Origin of the sequence: Streptomyces broussonetiae (assembly GCF_009796285.1) — a bacterium.
Taxonomy (GTDB): Bacteria; Actinomycetota; Actinomycetes; order Streptomycetales; family Streptomycetaceae; genus Streptomyces; species Streptomyces broussonetiae.
Genome location: NZ_CP047020.1, coordinates 8003744 through 8023913 on the forward strand (window position 1 = coordinate 8003744; position 20170 = coordinate 8023913).

A 20170-nucleotide genomic window follows, 5' to 3' on the forward strand; every position below is an offset into this window, starting at 1 on the left:
ATGTGTGGAATAGCAGGCTGGTACTCGCCCGTCCGTGACCTTGCCCTCGAGCGCGCGACGGCCGAGGCCATGACCGACACGATGGCTCTGCGCGGGCCCGACGCCGGGGGCGTGTGGCTGCGCCCCCGGGTGGCACTCGGGCACCGCAGGCTCGCCGTCATCGACCTCGAGGGCGGAGTCCAGCCCATGGCCGTGGACGCCGACGGCGGGGAGGTGGCGCTCACCTACAGCGGAGAGCTGTACAACTTCCGCGAACTGCGCTCCGAGTTGCGCCGACGCGGCCACGAGTTCGGCACGGCCAGTGACACCGAGGTCGTTCTGCGCTCCTACCTCGAGTGGGGCGACGCCTTCGTCGAACAGCTCAATGGCATCTACGCGTTCGCGATCTGGGACGGGCGTACCCAGCGGCTGCTGCTGGTCCGCGACCGGCTCGGCGTCAAGCCGCTCTACCACTACCGCCTCGGCGACGACGTCCTGTTCGGCTCGGAGCCCAAGGCGATCCTTGCCCACCCCGAGGTATCGCGCACCGTCGACCTGGCGGGCCTGCGCGAGGCGTTCTCCTGGATCCGCACCCCGGGGCACGCGGTGTGGCGGGGGATGGCCGAGGTCCGCCCCGGCACCGTGATCACCGTGGACCGGAACGGTCTGCGCGAGCACACCTACTGGCAGCTGGAAGCGGCGGCGCACGAGGACGACACGGACACCACGGTCGAGCGGGTCCACGAACTGCTGTCGGACATCATCCGGCGCCAGCTCGTGACCGACGTGCCGCGCTGCACCCTGCTGTCGGGCGGCCTCGACTCCAGTGTCATCACCGCCTTCGCGCAGCGTGAGCTGGGCACGTCCGAGCGGATCCGCAGCTTCTCCGTGGACTTCGTGCAGCACGGCGAGCGGTTCACGGCCGACCGGTTCCGGGACTCGCCGGACGCCCCCTTCGCCCGTGAGGTCGCCGAACGGTCCGGCACACTCCATACGAACGTCGTCCTGGACGCGATACGGATGGCGGATCCGCAGGTGCGCCGGGCGGTCGTCGGCGCGCGCGACCTGCCGACCGGCTTCGGGGACGCCGACAACTCGCTCTACCTGCTGTTCCAGGAGATCAGGAAGAGTTCCACCGTGGCCCTGTCCGGGGAGTCGGCGGACGAGGTCTTCGGCGGCTACAAGTGGATGCACGACCCGAGGGCACAGCGCGCGGAGAACTTCCCCTGGGTCGACCACACCCATGTCACCAGCCCGCACACCGGGGTCGAGGTCTTCACCCCCGAGCTGCGCGCCTCCCTGGACCTGACCGAGTACATCCGGCAGGGCTACGCGGACGCGGTGGCACAGGCGCCGCGCCTTGCGGGGGAGAGCGGAACCGACGCCCGGATGCGGACGCAGATGCATCTGCACCTCACCCGGTACATGCGCATTCTCCTCGACCGCAAGGACCGGCTCAGCATGGCCGCCGGGCTCGAGGTCCGTGTGCCGTTCTGCGATCACCGTCTGGTGTCCTACGTCTTCAACACGCCCTGGTCCCTCAAGACCTTCGACGGCGCGGAGAAGAGCCTGCTGCGCGCGGCCGCCCGGGACGAGCTGCCGCGCTCGGTGGTGGAGCGCAGAAAGGCTCCCTACCCCTCGACGCAGGACCCGGCGTACACCGGCGAACTGCTGCGGCAGGCCTCCGACGTGCTGGCCGACGGCAACCATCCGGTCCAGGAGCTGACCGACCGCCGGGTGCTGAAAGAGGTCCTGAACCAGCGTGCGCAGGACGTGTCCCCGGCGCTCAGGACAGGGCTCGAGCGCTGGCTCGACATGGCGACCTGGCTCGACGTCCACCGGCCCGCGCTGCAGCTCGCCTGACCCCGCGGCGGCTGCACCACAGGGAAAGGGAAGGTGAAACCCATGACACTGCTCCGTGTCACGCCCGAGGCGGACCCCACGCGGACGCTGCTCCGCACCCGGGACGACCGGCAGATCGCCGAGATCCCCGCTCCGCTGGGCGCGTGCTTCGGGAACCGGGAGGTCGGCCGGGTCGACCGGGACGCCTCCGACGCGGCGTTGGTCGCGGCCTACAGCGCGGAGATCGAGGCGTTCGACTCCGACGGGCGCGACCGCAGGGCCGAGACCGTCACGGTCCGCCTCGACGAGACCAACCAGGAGTGGGTCGAGGACGTGCAGGACTCGCGCCGCACGTACTTCAACGAGCACACCCACAGCGAGGACGAGATCTGGTTCTTCGCCGACGGCGGGGCCTGCTTCTACATCCGGGCGGAGGGCAAGGTCCACATCCTGGTGGCCACGGACGGCAACCTGCTGTCCCTGCCGGCCGGCACACGCCACTGGTTCGACATGGGGCTGCGCCCCGACTTCCGCGCCGTACGTCTCTACCTCACCTCGGAAGGGTTCGACGGAGAGTTCACCGCAGACAAGATCGCGGACGGTTTTCCCCACGTGGAGGACGTCGTGCGCGAGGACGCCCGTGCGGTGTGAGAAACACGATCGTTGGAGCCTGCCAAGCCATGACGAACAGCAAAGTGGTCCAGCACGAGACCGTACGGCGCATCGACACCCGACTGGCCTTCGAAACGGCGTACTTCAGTGACCCGGGCACGCTCACCCGGCATCTGGCCGAGGCCGCGAACGGTCTCAAGGTGCTCCGCCCGGAGTTCTCGGCCAACACGGGGTCCGCGCTCTTCGCCGGCCCGGACAGGCCGCTGCGCCCGGCGGATCTCGACGGACTGTGGCGCGACGGCGGGCGGGTCGTCGTCCATGACTTCGTGCCGGGCACGCCGTACTTCGCCAACGGCGTGGTGGTGGACGGACAACTGTGCCTCACCGACACCTGGCGGTGCTACAGCCTGGACGAGGGGCCGCGCTCGCTACTCACCGCGGTCGTGAACGTCCTGCCCGACTCGGTGGAGGTCAAGCTGCTGCGGGAACGGCTGCAGCCGTTGGCCGCGGCGACCGCCGTCGCCGACGGGCCCGTCTGCTTCGAGGTGGTACTCGGCGGCGAGCAGGTCAAGGTGGTGAAGTTCGCGCACCGGGTCGCCGGTGCACCGCTACCGGGACTCTGCGACCTCCTGGGCGTCGCCGGCCAGTCGGGACGGGAGGCCCAGGCCCCGGACGGGTTCGTGGCCGACTACGCCTTCACCGTACGGCGGAGCGGCACGCTGACGGGTTTCACCGGTCTGGACGAGGTCCGCAGCCTCCCCTCGTACCGCAACGACCTCTTCATGCCGGCGCTCGGCGAGCCGGTCGAGCGGACCGTGGGTGAGGGCGGCGGAGCCGCCGTCCTGCTCAAGCACGCGGACGAAGCGACGCTCCTCGCCGACGTGACGTTCCTTCAAGAGGTCAACCGCTCCGGGGTGTTCGTCGTCGACTGATCCGGCCGACCTCCCACGCTCCTCACACACGCAGAAGCCCCGGTGCCGATCGCACCGCGAGGCGACCATTTCGTGCCGTATCGACGGGATGGCCGTTCCGGGCCTCTGGTGGGCTAATTCCTCATCAACGGAGAAGGAAACACCCATGCCGTATTCGGATCCCATCACCCCCGCCGACCGCCCCGGACCGACCGCGGAACGGCACCACAGGACCGCGACACCCAAGCGGATCCTCATGTGTGCTCCTCGGTATTTCGACGTCACCTACTCCATCAATCCCTGGATGCATCCGGAAAAGCCGTCGGACGCCGGGAGCGCACTCGTCCAGTGGGAACGGCTGCGCGACCTCTACCGCGAACTGGGCCATACCGTCGAATTGATCGAACCGATCCCCGGACTGCCCGACATGGTCTTCGCGGCCAACGGGGCCACCGTCGTGGACGGAAAGGTCCTCGCCGCGCGCTTCCGGCACATGGAGCGCACCGCCGAAGGCCCCGCCTACCTGGCCTGGTTCCGTGAGCAGGGCTACACCGAGGTCCACTGGCCGGAGTTCATCAACGAGGGCGAGGGCGACTACCTGCTGGCCGGACGCCGTCTGCTGGCCGGCACCGGGTTCCGCACCGACCCGCGGTCCCACGCCGAGGCACAGGAGTTCTTCGGTGTGCCCGTCACCGGACTGTCCCTGGTGGACCCCCGTTTCTACCACCTGGACACCGCGCTGGCGGTGCTCTCCGACGACGACATCATGTATTTCCCCGAGGCTTTCTCCGCCGGCAGCCAAGCCGTACTGCGAGAACTTTTCCCGGACGCGATACTCGCCACCGAGGCGGACGCCGAAGTGTTCGGGCTCAATGCCTTCTGTGACGGCCGGCACGTACTGCTGCCGAGCACGGCGACGCACCTTTCCGCACAGCTCGGGAAAAGAGGATACGAGCCCATCGGAATCGACCTGCCCGAGCTGCTCAAAGCCGGTGGCGGCGCCAAGTGCTGCACCTTGGAGCTGCGCGGCTGACCACACCTGCAGCGCCTGGACAGAGACGAATGCCGCTTCAGGGCCCGCACGTTGTGAAAGGATCCGACCGTTGATCACCAAAATCCGCGTCGACAAAAGCTCCGCCGCCGAGGAATTCGGTATGCACTGCCAGCGGATCATCCCCTGGGCGGGCGCCGCAGCGGAAGAGCCGCCGCTCGGCGCCATGGCCTGCTTCCTGCCGACGGGCAGCAGCAGCGCACCGGACTGCCACGACCAGGACGAGGTCATGATCGTCACGTCCGGCGCCGGCCGGGTCACACTCGACGGCGAAGAGACGTCGTGCAGCGCGGGCGACGTGGTGGTACTGCCGCGCAACCAGGAGCACGTGGTGCACAGCACGGGCGACGAAGAGCTTCAGTGGGTCTCCTTCTACTGGCCGCTGCACGAGCCTGCCAAGGACCCGGAGGTCTCCGCATGAGCAACCTCGCGTGGATCACCGCGACGCCACCCACCCCCAACGGTCCCCTGCATCTCGGGCACATGGCGGGCCCGTATCTCGCCGGAGACGTGCTGCGCCGTTTCCTGGCCGCCGACGGCGTGGACGTCCGCTACACCACCGGGCTCGACGACCACCAGAGCTATGTGCCGGTGCGCGGGCTGAAGGACGGCGGCCTCAAGGGACAGGAAGTCGCCGACCAGTACGGTGAGTCCATAGAGGAAGTCTGGTCCCGGGCCCACGCGGACTTCGACACGGTCGTCCGTCCGCGCCGCACCGTCGGCTACCTCGCCCACGTCCAGGACTTCTTCGAGGTGCTGTACGACGCGGGCCACATCGTCGCGCGCACCCGACCACTGCCGTACTGCACCGGCTGCGAGCGCTGGCTGTACGAGGCGTACGTGAAGGGAGACTGCCCGCACTGCGGCTCCGCCTCCAACGGCAACGCCTGCGAGCCGTGCGGCCGGCCCAACGACTGCGCCGATCTGCGCGACCCCGTCTGCACCGGCTGCGGCGCCCCGGCCGAACTGCGCGACTGCGAGCGGCTCTACTTCCCGCTCGCCCCCTTCGCCGACCAGCTCCAGGACTTCTGGCAGCGTGTCGACATGCCGCCGCACCTGCGTGCGTTGTGCGAGCGGATGCTGCACGGAGGGCTGCCCGAGATAGCCGTGAGCCATCCCTCGGACTGGGGTGTGCCGGTGCCCGTCGAAGGCTTCAGGGACCAGCGGGTGTACGTCTGGTTCGAGATGGCCCCGGGCTATCTGATCGAATGGGAGCAGTGTGACACCGGCCACCAGGCTCCCGGTCCCGTGCAGTTCTTCGGCTTCGACAACGGCTACTTCCACGCCGTGCTGAACCCGGCCGCGTTCCTGGCCCATTCCGCGCACGCGCCCCTGCCGCGCGCCTTCGTCGTCAACGAGTTCTACCGCCTCGAGGGGCTCAAGTTCTCCACCAGCAGGGGTCACGCCATCTGGGCCCGGGACGAGCTGGCCCGTACCAGCGCGGACGTACTGCGCTACCACGTTCTGTCGGACCGCCCCAACGGCCGCCAGACCAACTTCACCCCGGCTGCGCTCGAGCGCAGCCGCCGGCACCTCGACGAGGCATGGGACGGCTGGCTGCGCACACTGCTGACCACGGTGGCCGAGGACTGCGGCGGCGTCGTGCCCCGCGAGCGTCCGCGGGGCGCCGCCTGGAACAGGCTGGAGGAACGGCTGACCCGACTGGTCGACGAGCTGCGGGAGGCCTACGGGGTAGAGGGCTACGACACCCGGCGCGCGGTCGCCCTGCTCGACGAAGTGGTGGCGCTGGCGACGGACTTCGGACATGTCCACAGCCATGAGCGGGACCGCCCCGAGGGGGCCGCAGCACACCGTTCGGCCGTCGTGGCCCAGCTGGCGGTGGCCACCGGCCTCGCCGCCTGGGCCGCCCCGATCCTGCCTGCGGCCTCGGCCCGTCTGTCCGAGCTGCTCGGCGTCGCGGCGGGCCGCCGGGTGGACGCGGCGGCGATGGCGGCTCCGCCGGCCGGCACCCCGCTCGCCGTTCCCGACAAGGCGGTGTTCGGTGGCTGACGTGAGCGGTGCGGCCGACGACCACGGCGTGCGCCCGGTGCGCGCCGCGGTCGTCGGCCCCTTCTCCGGCCCCCGCGCCGCCTGGGGCGAGCTGCTCGAAGGTGCCGCCGCGGCGCACGACGGCGTGCAGTGGGAATTCCACGACGACCGCGGCGACGCCATCGTCGCCCGGAAGGTCGCCGAGGCAGTCGTCGCCGACGGCGGCTACGCCCTGGTCGTCGGCCACTTCAACAGCGCCGGTGCCCGTCTCGCCCTTCCGGTCTACCGCTGCGCGGGCCTGCCGCTCCTGCTTCCCCTGGCCACCGCGCCGCGCCTGCTCGACGGGACGGCCGGAGCCGCACTGCGCTGGTGCCCCGACGACCTGGCCCAGCTCGTGGAACTGCGCTCCGCGATCCGGCGGGCGGGACACTCGCGCCTCGCGGTGCTGGACGACGGCAGCACCTACGGCGCGGTACTCGCCCAACTGTTCCTCGGCCTGTCCGCCGACGGTGTGCGTCTCGTGGAGCCGGGCGACGCCGACGCGCTCGTGGTCTGCGGCACCCACGTCGGTGCGGCCCGAACAGCCCGTGCCCAGCGGGCGGCGGGGTTCACGGGCGCGCTGTACTTCACCGACGACTGCGCGGTCGACGAGTTCGCCGAACTCCTCGGGGACGCGGGCCACACGGCGCGCGTCACCAGGCTGCGCAGCGGCGCCTCCACCTACGTCGAGTCGGCCCTCGCCACAGCCGCCGCCGTCCTCACCGCCCGGCCGGACCTCACGGGGACGGCGCTCCTCGACGCCCTGCGCGCTCACGCGGACCGCCGCTTCACCCCCGAAGGGGAACCCGAACCGGGCGCGCCCGGCACGGCCTGCCCCGGTTGGGAGGTGATACCGCTCGGCGAACCACCGAGGCGGCCCACGACGGGCCACAGCGGCGCCGGGCGCGACGGCAGGGCCTACGACGTGCTCGTGATCGGCGCCGGTGTACTCGGCGCTGCCACCGCCGACGTCCTCGCACGTCAGGGCATACGCGTCGCCATGACGGCCCCCTCGGACGGGGACCCGGCGGCCACCCGGTACTCGGGCGGGCTCGTGCGGGCCTTCGAAACCGACCCGGTTCTGCGCCGACTCGCCCTGCGAAGCTACGAACTGGCCTGGCAGGAGGGTGCGGCCCGGCGTCGCCCGAACGGGTTTCGGCGGACCGGATCCCTGGTGTTGCTCGGGGAAGCGGACCTGGACCAGGCCGAGCAGGGCGTCGCCGAGCTGACGGACGCCGGAATCGAGGCCCATCTGCTCACTACGGGCGAACTCGGCGAGCGTTTCCCGGGGTTTCGTACGCATGACGTGGCCGGCGCGTTGTGGGAACCGGCCGGGGGTCATGCCGACCCGGTCGCCACCTGCCGTGGACACCGGTACGACGCCGCCGCGCACGGGGCTTTCGTCCTGCCGGGCCGGGTCCAACGCGTGGACCAGCGGGCCGACCAGGTCCAGGTCACCCTCGACCAGGGCGAGGTCAGAGCACGCGCCGTGGTCCTCGCGGCCGGCGCCGCGACACCGTGGATCCGCGGACACCGCCTCTCGGCGCCCACCGGGAGCACGCGGACCAAGCGCATCCGTTACGCCTTCTTCCGGCACCCGGAGAGCCAGTGCCTGCCGACCGTGGTGGACCTCGTCACGGGTCTGTGGGCGCGCCCACAGCACACCGGGGTCGGCGCGGGCGGGTATCTGGTGGGCCGCCCGGCGGACGAGTGGGACGTACCGCCCGGCGGCGGGGACAGCGTCACCCCCGCCCAGGCCGAGCACATCCGCGAAGGAGCCGTGCGGCGCTGGCCCTGGATGGGCGCGGCCGATTTCGTCGGCGGGCGCCACGGCGTCGATCTCTTCACCACCGACGGGCGCCCGCTGCTCGGCCCGGACCCTGCCGACTCGCGCATCGTGTTCGCCACGGGCGGCTCGGGCGGGGGGTTCAAGATCGCACCCGCGGTGGCGGAGTCGGCCGCGGCCCACGCCGTGCAGGCACTCGGATGACGCCTGCCCGCCACGGCACGCGGACCGGGAGGGCGCGCCTTCGACCCGCTCCTGCCCTCCCGCCATCGGACATCAGCCGCCGCTTCCGTCAGAGCCCTCCAATCGAAAGGCGTTGAACGATGACCTTCCTGCCCTCAGCGCATGAACTCGACCAGCCCGACTCGGTCTACGACATCGTCGGCGTGGGCTTCGGTCCGGCCAACCTCGCCCTGGCCATCGCCATCGAGGAACACAACGAGACCGTGGCGCCGGACCAACGGCTGACCGCCGCCTTCCTGGAGAAACAGCCGTCCTTCGGCTGGCATCGTGGCATGCTGATCGAGGGGGCCACCATGCAGGTGTCCTTCCTCAAGGACCTGGCGACGATGCGCAATCCGAACAGCCGGTTCAGCTTCGTGTCGTATCTGCACGACAAGGGACGCCTGGTGGACTTCATCAACCACAAGGTGCTGTACCCCACCCGTGAGGAGTTCCACGACTACCTGCGCTGGTGCGCCGACGGCGTGGACCACATGGTGCGCTACGGACTGGAGGTCACCGCCGTCGAACCGGTCGCCGGCAGCGCGGCGCCCGGCCCGGTGCGCGAGGTCGAGGTGAGCGCGCTCGACGTCGACGGCGCCGAGCGGGCCACCTACCGGGCGCGCAACCTCGCCCTCGGCACCGGCCTCGTCCCCCGGATGCCCGATGGCGTCGTACGCTCCGCACGCGTCTGGCACTCCAGCGAGTTCCTGCACCGCCTCGCGGACTTCCCGGTGGCGGCCCCGCGCCGCTTCGTCGTGGTCGGCGCCGGCCAGAGCGCCGCCGAGGTCGCCGACCATCTCCACCGCACCTACGACGGCGCCGAGGTCTGCTCGGTGCTCTCCCGCTACGGCTACAGCCCGGCGGACGACAGCCCGTACGCGAACCGCATCTTCGACCCCGAGGCGGTCGACCTGTACCACGGCGCGGACGCCTCCGTACGCAACCGGCTCATGGAGTACCACCGCAACACCAACTACGGCGTCGTCGACATCGACCTCATCGACGAGCTGTACCGGCGCTCCTACCAGGAGAAGGTCCGCGGTGAGAACCGGTTGCGCATCATGGGCGCCGCCCAGGTCACGCATGTCGAGGACGAGGCGGACGGGGTGGCCGTCCAGGTCCGCAACCTGGCGGACGGATCCGAGGAGCGGATGACCGCGGACGTCATCGTGTACGCCACCGGCTACACCGAGCCCGACCACGCCGTACTGCTCGGCTCCCTCACCGGGGCCTGCCGGCGCGACGACAGCGGCCGGCTGCTGGTCCACCGCGACTACCGGCTGCACACCGACGAGACGGTGGAGACCGGCTTCTATCTGCAGGGCGGTACGGAACACACGCACGGCATCACCGGAAACCTGCTGTCCATGGTCGCCGTGCGGGCCGGCGAGATCCGAGCCTCGCTGGTCGCCCGTCGCCACGCCCCGGTCACGGTCCCGGTCTAGGGGACAGAGAGGCCAGCGATGCGTCAACCACCGATCAAGTTCCGCATTCTGGGGCCGGTCGAGTTCCACGACGGAGAGAACTGGGTCCCCATCAAGGCCGCCAAGCAGCGGGCGCTCATGGCGGTACTGCTCCTGAACGCGAACCATCTGGTGCCCGCACAGCAGTTGCACTCGGAACTGTGGAGTGACGGACCGTCGAGCCACGTGGGCAGCCTGTTGGCGGGCTGTGTGTGGCGGCTGCGCGCCGCCATCGGTGACTCCGCCGGGAAGACCCTTCTCACCCGGCCCGCCGGGTACCAGCTGGCGGTGCCGTCCGGGAGCCTCGACCTTCACGCGTACGAGTCACTCGTCGCCTCCGGCCGCATGCAGCGCGCCTCGGGGAAGCTGGTCGAGGCCATGGAGTCCTTCGGCGCCGCACTCGAACTCTGGCGGGGCTCTCCTCTCGCTGACGTCACCCTCACCTCCTCGATCATGGCCGAGTCCGCGCGTCTGGAGGAGTCCCGGCTGGCGGTGATGGAGGCGAAGTTCGGCGTGCAGATCGCCCTGGGACAACACGAGGACGTACTGCCCGAACTCAAACTCCTGGTCGCCCAGCATCCGTTGCGGGAACGGCTCCACGAGCACCTGATGATGGCGCTGTACAGGACCGGGCAACAGGCCGAGGCGCTGGGGGCGTACCGGGACCTCCACCACCTGCTCGCCGATGAACTGGGCATCGATCCGAGCCGGCCACTGCGCGAGCTGCAGCAGCGCATCCTGGAAGAGGACCCGAGTCTCAACGACCGGGGCGCCCCGCACGGCGCGACGGTGTCCGGTCCCAGGGAGCCTGCCGTGTCCTCGCAGGCGGCACCATGTCTGCTCCCGCATCGACCCTCGCTGTTCGTCGGCCGCACATCCGAACTGGCCCGGCTCGGGGCACTCTTGGCCGAGGGACGCCCGGCAGTGGTGATCCACGGGCTGGCGGGATCGGGCAAGAGCGCCCTGGCAATCGGGGCTGCGCATGCCGCGGCCGGCGATTTCCCGGGCGGGCAGGTCCATGTGGACATGCGGGGCACGACAGGCAGCGCCGCCCTGCGGCCCGACCAGGCGATGCAGATGGTTCTGCGTTCGTTCGGAACGGATCAGGGCGTCGATGACGCGGCGGCACTGCAGACGTGGGCCGGTCCGGCCGGAGGCAGGGCCTTGATCGTGCTGGACAACGTCCGCGACTCCGCCCAGATCCGGGCATTCCTCCCCGCGCCGCCTGGCAGCTCGCTTCTCATCACGAGCCGATCGCCCATAGGAGGCGTGGACGGCCTCACGCATCTGCGTCTGGGACGGCTGGCCGTGTCCGCCTCGATCGACCTGCTCCGGAAGGGCGTTGGCGTACCACGCATCGACGCGGAACCCGTCTCCGCCTCCGAACTCGCCAGGTCCTGCGACTACTTGCCCCTCGCGCTCCGCCTCGCCGTCGACCGACTCGCGACCCGGCCCGACTGGACGGTCGCGGACTTCGCACGGTACGTGACCGAGCCGCACCAGCGGCTGGACTTCCTGGCCGACGGCAACGTCAGCCTGCGCGACTCACTGCTGGAGAGTCTCCACCTTCTGTCCGACGAGTCCGGTGGGGCGGCGGTGACAGCGGTGACGGCACTGCGGCGACTGGGCTTCCTCGATCTGACCATTGTCACCGTCGCGGCGCTGGCCGTGCTCCTCGGCACCAGGGAGGGTGAGGCACACAAGATCGCCGAACGGCTTGTCGATGTCGGTCTCATCGAATCGCTCGCGATCGACCGGTACCGTGTCCCGCAGAGTGTCCGGGCCCTGGCGCGAGAGATCACAGGCTCGGACCAGGAGGCCACCGAGGCCGTGCAACGCGTTGTCGACCACTACGCCGTCGCCGCGCGGGAGCAGACGAGGCTGGCTCCCGGAGCGTGGTACCGCCGAGAGCGGGAGACACTCAACGCCCTGGTCACGCGCGACAGAACCGGGATCCTGATCGAATCCCTCGGCAGAATGCGGTGCAGGCTGAGCGCGAGCGGATCCCGCCCGGCGTACCTGCAGTCCTGACCGGCAGGGCCCGCACGGCAACCGCCGGGCGGGCCCTGCTCCGTTCGGGGTCTGCCGGGGCCGCAGGACCTACCCCGCAGCGGGAGCGGACCGGGTCAGCACCTGTACTGCGCCCACCGGGCGGTCCACGTCCGCCGCGGCCAGGATCAGGACGTCATCCATGTCGCGCATCATCCGCAGCACGGTCTCCTCCTCGTACACCTCGGTGTTGTACTCGATCTCCGCGAGGATCCCGTCGCTGTCGTCCCAGTAGCTGACGAACATGTCCGCACGGGCGGCGCGGTTCGGGGCCTGGAGCATGGTCAGGCCGATGTCGCCGAGCGTCATGTCCTGGGCGATCGGCCCGAGGTAGTTGAGGGTCAGCTTGACGTTGGTCAGGCGTGACCGGGTCTCCTGCGCAAGGGCCGCGTGCACGACCGGGAAAGGCACGCCCTGGTGGGCCAGCAGGTTCCAGGTCGCGTCCCGTGCCGCCGTGGCCACCGCACGGATCGATGCGTGATCGTCGACCGTGGCGCGGACCAGGCAGGAGTTGCTGACGAATCCGACCAGTGCCTGCTCGCTGCGGGTGCTCCGGTTCATACTGTGGACCCCGACGGTCAACTCGCGTTCCCCGCCCCGCGCCAGAACGATCTGCCAGGCGGCCAGCATCACGGAGGACAAAGTGGCACCGAGTTCCTGGGCCAGTGCCGCACGTCCCGAGCCGGCCTGCGCGGTGAACCGGTAGCGCACGGTCTTGCCGGGATCGCCGACCGCCGTGGGCCGGCCGGGCTCGCGATCGTGGGCCACCGTCGTGAGCACGACCCCGTCGAGTGCCGTACGCCAATGGTCGAGGCTTCGTCGCCAACGGCCCTGCTCCTCCTGCGAGCGCAGCCTCTCGGCGTAACTGTGGAAACTGGGGGCGTCGTCGGTGAAGACCGGCTTCTCGCCTCGGACCAAGCTCGCGTACGCGGCGGAGAGGTCGTCGAGCAGAACGGTCATCCCCCAGCCGTCCACCACGATGTGATGGATGGTCAGGATAAGTTCCTCCTGCTCCCCGATCCTGACCAGGGCCAGCCGGGCCATGGGGCCCGTGTCCAGGTGGAACTCCTGTGTGTGGAGTTCCGCAGCGATGCGCCAGAACTCCTGAGCGGCCTGGCCGACGTCTGGTACGTCCGGCTCGATCAGCCGCGCGGCAACGTCCACGGCCGGTTCGATCACCAGGTCCAACTCGCCGTCGCGCGCCACGAACCGGGAGCGCAGGCTGTCATGACGGTCCGTCACCGTCTGCCAGGCGGCGGCGAGCGCGTCGAAGTCGACGTGTCCGGCACACCCCAGTCGCCAGGTGATGTGGTACACGGAACTGTCCCTGGCGCTTTGCAACGTGCGCCAACGGGCCGCCTGTTGGGCCGTCGCCGGGATGACCGGAGGTCTGGTGGTCACACTCGTCTCCTCAGGCCGCGAACTCGTCGGTCAGCCGCTTGCGGTCCACCTTCCCGACGGTGGTCAGCGGGATCGACTCACGGTGGTGGTAGCTGCGCGGACGCATATAGCGGGGCAGGGCGGAGACCAGCTTCGGGAACTCGTCCGCCGGGACCTCCTTGCCGGTGTACACGGCGCGCAGTTCGTTCTCGCCGTCAGCGGCGCGGACGACTAGGACGATGGCCTCGTCGATCGAGGGGTGACACCGCAGCGCCGACTCGATCTCACCGAGTTCGATCCGGTTGCCACGGATCTTGACCTGTCCGTCGATCCGTCCGAGGTGGAACAGTTCACCGTGTTCGAGCCGGCACCGGTCGCCGGTGCGGTAGTAGTGCTCCGGCGTGAGCGGCTCCTGGCCGTCGTGGATGCGGCCGCGGCCGTGGTGCGAGTCGCAGTCCGAGCCCGACTCCATGAGGACGAACCGCCCGGCGTTCTCCGCGGAGTCCAGATAGCCGGGGAAACGCTGCGGGCCACGCACACACAGCTCCCCGTCGTCGGCGGGCCGCAGGTCCTCGTCCAGCAGGAGCCAGTCCATGAGCGGGTGCGGGTGGCCGATGGGGAGGGACCGGTCGGTGGTCTGCGGCCAGTCGGCCCGCTCCCGCGGAACCTCGTACCCGGTGATGACGATCGTGGTCTCCGTCGGGCCGTAGCAGTTGTTCATGACCGCGTTCGGCGCCGCGGCGGACCACGCCTCGGCCTGGTCGAAGCCGAGCCTCTCCCCACCGAACAGGCCACGCCGCAGCGTGGGCATGCTCCCGGGGGCCAGCGCGCGCAGGCGCTTGGCGAAGGAGATGACGGACGGCACCGACATCCAGTGGGTGAGCCGCTTGGTGTTGATGAACCGCACCGGGGTGAACACGTCACCGTGCTGTGCCACGCAGAGGGTCGAGCCGGACCCCCAGGTGCTGAACATCTCGGAGACCGAGCCGTCGAAGGACATCTCGAAGGTCTGCGAGACCCGGCAGCCGGGGCCGAGTTCATAGCGCGGAATGGCCTCCATGAGGAACGCGTTCACGTTGGCGTACGTGATGGGCACGCCCTTGGGTCTGCCGGTGGTTCCGCTGGTGAAGATGATGTACGCGGTGCCGGTCTCGGCCGGGTGACCCTGGTCCGGGATGTCGTCCGAGGGTTCGGGGGCGAGCAGCGGGCGCCACTTCTCGCCGGTCATGTCGAGCAGCCGGACCCCGGCGTTGTGCCGGTACTCCGCCGCACCGTCACCCGCGGTGTCGTCGAACACCGCGAGATCGAGTCCGGCCTCCTTGGTGATGTCGAGGTTGCGCGACGCCGGGGCGGCGGGGTTCAGCGGCACCGCGGTCGCACCCAGCCGCTGTACCGCCAGACAGGCGACGAAGCTGACCGCGGTGCGTGAGGTGAGCAGGCCCACTCTGCCGGGCCGGCCACCCGCCGCTTCGACCATGCGGGCCGACATCCACTCGGCAGCGGCCCGTAGTTCGGCGTAGGTGAAGGTGACGTCGAGCACCTCAAGGGCCGGATCGTCCGGATTCGCCTCGGCGGAGGCCCGGAACCAGTCGTAGAGGGTGCGGGTCGTCATGGTGCTTCCCTTTCGGAGGAGACGCTGATCGAGAGGTCGCGGTGATCGAGAGGCCGAAGAAGTGGGGTACTGCTCGCGCCCGGACGTGCCGCCGTGCCCGTCACCACATGAACTGTCCGCCGTCCACGACGAGCTTCTGTCCCGTCATGTACGCGCTGTTCGGGCCGACGAGGAACTCGAGGGCGTTCGCCATCTCCTCCGGGGCGGCGATCCGCCGCTGCGGTATCTCGTCGAGCATCGCGCGCCGGGCGTCCGGATCGTTCAGGTTGAACCGTTCGACCAGTTCGTCGGTCTCCGTGTTGCCGGGAATCAGGCAGTTGACCCGGACGCGGGGTGCCAGTTCGAGAGCGAGGCACTTGGTCAGATGGAGCAGACCCGCCTTGCTGGCACAGTAGTTGGCGCCGTTGCGGCGGGGGCGGATGCCCGTGGTGGCGCCTACGTTGACGATCGTCGCGTCGGTGCCGGAGGCCACCATCGCCGGGGCGAGCGCGCGGGTCAGATAGAAGACACCGGAGAGGTTGGTGTCGATGACCCGCCGCCAGTCGTCGTGGCTCATCTCCAGGAACGGACGGTCGACGTTCGTCCCGGCGTTGTTGACCAGAACCGTCGGCGGCCCGCATTCCGTCAGGACCGCCTCCGCCGCTTCGACCACGGAGGTTCCGTCGGCCAGATCCACCCGCACGGTGCTGAGGCTGGGGCCCAACTCCCGCACCGCCTCGTGCGCACCGTCCTCGTCGGACCGGTACAGCGCGTTCACCCGGAAACCCAGCTTCACCAGACGCCGGCTGAAGGCGAGGCCGATACCGCGGGTTCCGCCGCTGACGACGGCTACCGGAGGCCGATTCATCACTGTCGTCCCTGTCTGCGCTGTCATCGTCCGTCCTGGTTCTGGAACGCGTGAATGGCCTCGGTCAACTGGGGAAGGTGCGCGGGCTCGAACACGTCGTGATGTCCGGCGTCGAGGTGGGCGAGGTCCAGGTTCGGCGCGAGTTCCCGCCAGCGTCGTACGGCGGCCTCCCGGCCGGCCTTGTCGTACGGGCGACACACGAGGAGCAGCACCCTGCCCGGGTAACTCGACTCGGTCGCGTAGTCGGTGAGGGCGGCGGCCTGCGCCACGAAGGTGCGCACCATCCTGGCGACGGTCTGCGGATCCGCCTTCGGGCCGAGATCGGCCACCATCTTGTCCCGGATCCACTCGTCCTCGCCCGGCTCGGGCACCCGCGGCAGCGGCAAACTGTCGACGATCACGAGATCCGGCCGGTGTTCGTCCTCGGCGAGCCTGGCGCAGACCTCCCATGCCACGAGGGCGCCGAGTGACCAGCCGACCACCAACTGCGGCGCCGTGGCTGTCCTGTTGACGATGCCGAGTACCGACTCGGCCATCTCCTCGACCGTCGTCTCCGGCTCTTCGCCCGGCATGAGCCCCAAGGGCCGTACGAAGTCGACGGAATGGGACCTGCCGAGCACCGAGGCCAGCCCCACGTACGGGGTGAGTCCGCCACCGGCTCCGGGCAGGATCAGGCAGCCGGGGCGGTCCTCGCCCCCCGCCAGCCTGATGGGGCGGCCGGGCACCGCCACGGCCGTCACGCCCGGGCCTCGTCTTCGGCCAGGCTCGCCCGTACGAGTTCGGCGAGCGTCGCGATCGTGGGCGACCGGAAGAACGCCGGTACCGGGACCGTCGTGCCGTACTCCTCCTCGATCTCGGCGAAGGCCGTGAAGATGTTCAGGGAGTGGGCTCCGTAATCGATCAGGGACCGGTCGCGGGCGATGCCGTCGGTCTCCAGGATCGACGACCAGATGGCGGCCAGGCCGCGCTCCAGATCGGAGGCGTATTCGACCGTGGTCGTGGCCGCGTTCGTCTTCTGCTCGGTGGCGAGCCGGTCCGCCAGGGCGACGAGGGCGTCCCGGTCGGTCTTGCCGGTGCGCGACGTCGGTATCCGGTCGCTGTCGAAGATCCAGGACGGCGACATGTACGGCGGCAGTGCTGCGGAGATCCGGGCCTGGAGCTGTGCGTGATCGGGGTCGGCACCGGGCTCCGCGACGAGGAAGAGGACCAGTTCGCGGTCGGCCCCGAGCCCTCTCGCCACGGCGACGGACTGTCGGACGCCGGCCGCGGTGTTGGCGACCGCCTCGATCTCGCCCAGCTCCACCCGGTAACCGCGGATCTTCGTCTGGCCGTCCCGTCGGCCGAGGAAGATCAGTGTCCCGTCGGCGTCCCGCACCACCTGGTCACCTGTGCGGTACATGCGCGAGGTGCCGTCGCCGGAGAACCGGTCGGGCAGGAAGCTCGCCACGGTCCGTTCTGCGTCGAGATAGCCGTCCGCGGGGCTGACGCCGCCGAGGTGCAGCTCGCCGGGTACGCCGACGGGTGCGAGATGGCCCGTCTCGTCGACCACGTACGCCGCCACGCCCGGCAACGGGCGGCCGATCGGTGCGTGGGCGGGCCACTGCGCGTCGTCGCCCCGCATCTCGTGCACCGTGGCGGCATTGGTCTCGGTGGGACCGTAGAGGTTGACGAGCACACATTCCGGGTGGTCGACGAAGAAGCGGCGGATCTCGTCGTCGACGAGGAGCTGCTCACCGGAGACGCAGACGCGCCGCAGGTCCGGAAAGTGGGCCGAGGCGCGCCGCGCCGCCTGGACGAACGAGCGGAGGGCCGCCACCGGCAGGAAGACGTGGCTGACCCGTGTCTCCTCGACGCGCCGGATCAGCGCCGGAAAGTCCCGCCGGTCGGCCGGCTCGCGGGACACGACGGTGCCGCCCGAGGCGAGTGTCGGAATGATCTCCTGGAAGGAGACGTCGAAGCCGAGGGGCGCGTACTGGAGGAAGCGCGTCGTCGCATCGTGCTCCATGGCGGAGATCTGCCACGCGGCCAGGTTCAGCAGCGGCCGGTGGCCCATCACCACCCCCTTGGGGAGGCCACTCGATCCCGAGGTGAACATCAGGTACACCGCCGAGTCGGCGGAACCGCCCGAGGCACGGGGCCCGTCGCCGGGGACGGAGAGTTCGGCCAGGCTGGTGGTGCGCGTCCCGGCAAGGTCGAGGCCGTGGCCGACGATCAGGCGGCAGCCTGCCTGGTCCACCATGTGGGCGAGGCGTTCCCGCGGCAGGCTCGTGTCCAGTGGCAGATAGGTGGCACCGCAGCGCAGGATCGCGAGCATCGCGGTCACGGTGTCGCACAGCCCGTCCAGGGACAGGCCGACGACCTGCCCCGGTGTGACGCCCAGCCGGGCCAGTCCGTCGGCGGTTCGCTCGGCGGCGGCCAGGAGTTCGCCGTACGTCAGGTTCCGCACGGGCTCCTCGACGGCGACCGCGTCGGGCGTACGGCGAGCGGCCCGCTCGATCCACTCCGCGAGAGAGCAGGCCGGAGCCGGCGCCGGCAGGCCGCCGTCCGCAGACTCGACGGCCGTGTCCGGAAGCTCGCCGTCGGTGGTCAGGTCGGTGAACAGGTCGGCCAACGCACGGGTGCCGTCCTCGAGCGTGCGACGCAGTGCCGTGCGCAGCGACGCGAGCAGCGCGTCCGCGACAGCCTCCGATATCAGATGCCGGTCGTACTCGAGCTCCAGCAACCATCGGCCCTCCACCTTCGTGGCACCGAGCCACAGGTCGAACTTCGCCGTTCCGTTGCCTGGTTCCTGCACCCCGACGACGGCGCCGGCCGATTTCCCGTCGAAGGTGTCCTGCATCGCGAGCATGCAGGAGAACAAGGGGTTGCGGTTGCTGGTGCGGTCCTGCCCGACAGCCGCCACGAGCTGGTTGAGCGTGACGGCGACCCTGGCACGACAGTGGTCGACGGCTTCCCGGACGGTCTCGGCGATGTGCTCGTCCACCGTGCGCGACCAGTCCACGTCGACCGTGACGGGCAGCGTGTTGACGAAGAACCCGCAGAGGTCGTACGAGCGGACTGTGCGCCTGGCCGACAGGGGACTGCCGATCAGAACCGTGGACACACCACCGTGCCGGGCGAGTACGGCCCCGTAGACGGCGCTCAGCAGTACGAAGGGCGTGACGGAGAGCCGTTTGCACGTCTCCTGGAAGCCGGACGCCTCCTGCTCACTGAGTAGCCACGAAAGGCGTGCCCCGGAGAAGTCCGTCTCCTCGGGCCGCCCCGGCCGGGGGTTCAGCACGAGAGGTGGGACGTCACGCAACCGCTCGGCCCAGACCTTGACGTGCTCGGCCGTCTGAGGCGAGCCGGAGGCCCGGTTCTGCGCCTCGAGTTCCCTGAGGAAGGCCGACTCGCGTGCCTCGCGCAGCGTTTCGACGTCCTCTGCGGTGAGCTTCGAGGTCAGCGCGGATTCCAGGTCACGGATGATCGGCCCCGCCGAGACGCCGTCCCCGATGATGTGATGGCCGCACATCAAAATGGCGGCCGCGGAGCCGTCAGTGGCGCGTACGTATCCGAATCGACAGGCCGGCCCTGCCGCGAGGTCGAAGGGGCGTTGCCCGAGCCGCCTCGCCAATGCCTCGGCAGCTGCGGCGTACTCGCCCGGCGGTACGTCCACCCGCTCGAAGGGCACCTGTCCCGTCTGCGGCGGAGGAGTGAACCTGGAATGCATCCTCGGCAGGTGGCCGAAGACCTGGCGCAGAGCAGGCTGAACCGTGACCAGTACCGCGAGGGCACGGCCGATGGCCTCGTCCGGGAGCCGCGGGTCGAGGTCGAACCGCATGATCTGGTTGTAGATCTCGCGGGTCGGCACCCTGCTGTCGACGACGAGCAGCCCCTTCTGGGGATCGGTGAGAGGCAGCAGGGTGGCGTCCGCCGTGCTGGGGGCCTCGGAGTTCTTCAGCACGCGGCACCGGTCCCATCCGCGTTGTCCGGGACCAGGCTGGTAAGCCAGACCTTGAGGTCCCCGACCGTCCGTAGGTCGACCAGGCCCGCAGCGTCGATCTCCGCGTCCTCGCCGGCGGCGACCTCGACAGCCAGGCGTAGAAGCGACAGCGACTCCAGACCGGCCTCCTGGATCAATGTGGAGTCGCCGAAATCTGCCGTGGCATATTGCGCGATCATCGAGTCAAGGTCTGGCGGTGTGGTCAGCACGTTGTCTCCACCTCATGCCGAGTGCTCGTACGCCGAGCGTGGGTCCGCTCGTGCAACAGGTAACGGTGGGCGTGTCCCGCGAAGGGGCTCCGCCGGGCGCTTACGACGCCTGCACGACGATTCTTGCGAGCCGAGTTGTTCTCTCGATGTGCTGTCGATGCGCCTGCCCTGTGACGTGTGCCGACCGTCACGTA

The 20170-nt window shown here is 70.0% G+C and carries 15 protein-coding genes; 9 read left to right on the forward strand and 6 right to left on the reverse strand.

The window, feature by feature from the left end; all coding sequences use genetic code 11:
* The 9 genes from asnB to GQF42_RS36685 all read left to right on the forward strand — a co-directional run bounded on the left by asnB (nucleotide 1) and on the right by GQF42_RS36685 (nucleotide 11928).
* Complete coding sequence (gene asnB, locus GQF42_RS36645) at nucleotides 1-1842, forward strand: asparagine synthase (glutamine-hydrolyzing) (protein WP_158927117.1); 1842 nt, start codon at nucleotides 1-3, stop codon at nucleotides 1840-1842.
* Nucleotides 1843-1884: 42 nt separating this feature from the next.
* Complete coding sequence (locus GQF42_RS36650; protein ID WP_158927119.1) at nucleotides 1885-2472, forward strand: cupin domain-containing protein; 588 nt, start codon at nucleotides 1885-1887, stop codon at nucleotides 2470-2472.
* A 29-nt stretch (nucleotides 2473-2501) separates the two neighbouring features.
* Nucleotides 2502-3365 carry a hypothetical protein gene (locus tag GQF42_RS36655; RefSeq protein WP_158927121.1) on the forward strand — a complete coding sequence of 288 codons (864 nt, stop codon included), beginning with the start codon at nucleotides 2502-2504 and terminating at the stop codon, nucleotides 3363-3365.
* Nucleotides 3366-3510: 145 nt separating this feature from the next.
* On the forward strand, nucleotides 3511-4377 hold the full coding sequence (gene ddaH, locus GQF42_RS36660; protein WP_158927123.1) for a dimethylargininase: 867 nt from the start codon (nucleotides 3511-3513) through the stop codon (nucleotides 4375-4377).
* A gap of 70 nt (nucleotides 4378-4447) precedes the next feature.
* Nucleotides 4448-4816 (forward strand): cupin domain-containing protein, encoded by a 369-nt coding sequence (locus GQF42_RS36665; RefSeq protein WP_158927125.1) that lies wholly within the window; start codon nucleotides 4448-4450, stop codon nucleotides 4814-4816.
* The gene (locus tag GQF42_RS36670) at nucleotides 4813-6405 is read left to right on the forward strand and encodes a methionine--tRNA ligase (protein ID WP_158927127.1); all 1593 of its coding nucleotides are present in this window, start codon (nucleotides 4813-4815) and stop codon (nucleotides 6403-6405) included. The genes GQF42_RS36665 and GQF42_RS36670 overlap by 4 nt, the downstream gene beginning before the upstream one ends.
* The gene (locus GQF42_RS36675; protein WP_158927129.1) at nucleotides 6398-8413 is read left to right on the forward strand and encodes an FAD-dependent oxidoreductase; all 2016 of its coding nucleotides are present in this window, start codon (nucleotides 6398-6400) and stop codon (nucleotides 8411-8413) included. The genes GQF42_RS36670 and GQF42_RS36675 overlap by 8 nt, the downstream gene beginning before the upstream one ends.
* Nucleotides 8414-8532: 119 nt before the next feature.
* Nucleotides 8533-9879: a lysine N(6)-hydroxylase/L-ornithine N(5)-oxygenase family protein gene (locus tag GQF42_RS36680; protein WP_158927131.1), complete on the forward strand. Its 1347-nt coding sequence runs from the start codon at nucleotides 8533-8535 to the stop codon at nucleotides 9877-9879.
* Nucleotides 9880-9897: 18 nt separating this feature from the next.
* Nucleotides 9898-11928, forward strand: coding sequence for an AfsR/SARP family transcriptional regulator (locus GQF42_RS36685; RefSeq protein WP_158927133.1), 2031 nt, complete (start codon nucleotides 9898-9900; stop codon nucleotides 11926-11928).
* 69 nt (nucleotides 11929-11997) lie between these two features.
* Here the strand turns inward: GQF42_RS36685 and GQF42_RS36690 are convergent, their stop codons facing one another.
* From GQF42_RS36690 to GQF42_RS36715, 6 genes are all read right to left on the reverse strand, one after another.
* Nucleotides 11998-13347, reverse strand: a complete 1350-nt coding sequence (locus GQF42_RS36690) for a condensation domain-containing protein (RefSeq protein WP_158927135.1) — start codon at nucleotides 13345-13347, stop codon at nucleotides 11998-12000.
* Between the two features lie 10 nt (nucleotides 13348-13357).
* A complete protein-coding gene (locus tag GQF42_RS36695; RefSeq protein WP_158927137.1) occupies nucleotides 13358-14938 on the reverse strand; it encodes an AMP-binding protein in 1581 nt (526 codons plus the stop codon).
* A gap of 100 nt (nucleotides 14939-15038) precedes the next feature.
* Nucleotides 15039-15785, reverse strand: coding sequence for an SDR family NAD(P)-dependent oxidoreductase (locus tag GQF42_RS36700; RefSeq protein WP_158927139.1), 747 nt, complete (start codon nucleotides 15783-15785; stop codon nucleotides 15039-15041).
* Nucleotides 15786-15808: 23 nt separating this feature from the next.
* On the reverse strand, nucleotides 15809-16525 hold the full coding sequence (locus GQF42_RS36705) for an alpha/beta fold hydrolase (protein ID WP_199272921.1): 717 nt from the start codon (nucleotides 16523-16525) through the stop codon (nucleotides 15809-15811).
* Nucleotides 16522-19728 carry a non-ribosomal peptide synthetase gene (locus GQF42_RS36710; protein ID WP_199272922.1) on the reverse strand — a complete coding sequence of 1069 codons (3207 nt, stop codon included), beginning with the start codon at nucleotides 19726-19728 and terminating at the stop codon, nucleotides 16522-16524. Before GQF42_RS36710 ends, GQF42_RS36705 begins: the two co-directional genes overlap by 4 nt.
* Entirely contained in the window at nucleotides 19722-19946 is a 225-nt protein-coding gene (locus GQF42_RS36715; RefSeq protein ID WP_199272923.1) for a hypothetical protein, read from the reverse strand. Before GQF42_RS36715 ends, GQF42_RS36710 begins: the two co-directional genes overlap by 7 nt.
* Nucleotides 19947-20170: the final 224 nt, after the last annotated feature.